Annotated in this window: 1 protein-coding gene and 1 pseudogene; both read left to right on the top strand. The window is 68.1% G+C overall.

Going from position 1 to position 1,189, the window contains the following annotated elements; translation table 11 throughout:
- Positions 1-249 (top strand): hypothetical protein (locus tag EP237_RS22845; protein WP_206052354.1); only part of this gene is annotated, 249 nt, incomplete at its 5' end.
- Between the two features lie 86 nt (positions 250-335).
- Positions 336-1,189: pseudogene (locus tag EP237_RS22840) on the top strand (hypothetical protein); the annotation flags it as partial.

Below are 1,189 nucleotides of genomic sequence, written 5' to 3'. Positions count from 1 at the left end.
CGTCTCTACATGCGGGTCATCCGGTCCGCAGATCCGGACGAGGTGGCAGGTCTTCGTGCCGATGTGCGGCTGCGCCGCTGGGCGTGGCTGGTTCCGGGTGCAGGAGCCGGGGCGCGCGACCTCAACAGCTGGCTCAGCGCGGCGCTCGCCTCGCTCGAGACCTGGTTGGCTCTGGAAGACCCGTTCGATGCCCGCATCGAGGACTGGGATGGCCCGGAGCTGGACGGCGACATCGGCCCCTCCGCCTGACCTTCCCCAAGAGTTTCACGCCACGTCCCGGCGCGGGCAGAGCCCGCGCCCTCTCTCCCTTCATGCCCAGTTCAGGAGCTTCTCCCATGCCCAAGACCAAGCCCCGCTCGCCCAAGCCGACCCGCCCGTCTGTCCGCGGCGTTCCCTTCGATGTCGTGACCAGCCGCAGGCGTCGCCTGCACGTTCCGCATCGCTCCCGCCATGTGCCCGCCAGCGAATGGCGCGACTATCCTCGGCCCGTGCCGGAAGCCTGGGCCCGCATCGCTCGCGACAAGGGCTTCAGGGTCCATGGCAGGATCCGGGACAGGTATCACGTCGCGCTCGAATGCCGGATCTGTGGGGGGCTGACCGCGCACAAGAGCTATACGCTCCGGACGGCCCAGCCTCGCTGCGGCGCCTGCGCAGAGGCTGATCTCGCCGATGCCGCACGGGCGGCGGGACTGACCTTCCTGCGCCGGGACGGCCGCAACCACCACTACGGCCTGTACCGTGCCGCCTGCGGCCACGTGATCAAGAGGCAGTTCGAATTCGTGGAGCGGGTCGCGGCGAAAAGGACGGATGTTCGCTGCGAGAAGTGCCTGCGCGCGCGGGAGCAGGATGAGGCGTCGCAGCGTGGCTGGGAGCGTCTGGGACGCGATCCGCAGGGCAACGCCAACTATCGCATGTATCGCCACAGCTGTGGCCATTCTCAGCGTGTGGCCCGCGTGAACATGGCCTGGGATCAGGTCAAGTGCGCCGCCTGCGGGGGCGCATGGAACAGCACCGCGTCATTCATCTACCTCGCGCGGATCGAGATGACGTCGCGTGGTATCCATCTGCTCAAGCTCGGCTTTTCCAAGACCCCGGTGAAGCGCTTGAAACACCAGCTCGGCCTTCCGCGCAGCGCCAAGGTGGACCTCGTGAGGGTCCTCCCCATGGCCTCCGGCCATGTCGCACGCGC

Source organism: Nioella ostreopsis, from assembly GCF_004000255.1.
Lineage (GTDB): Bacteria > Pseudomonadota > Alphaproteobacteria > Rhodobacterales > Rhodobacteraceae > Nioella > Nioella ostreopsis.
The sequence above is the reverse complement of the archived record's forward strand: the minus strand, read 5'-3'. Positions and strand labels throughout refer to the sequence as shown.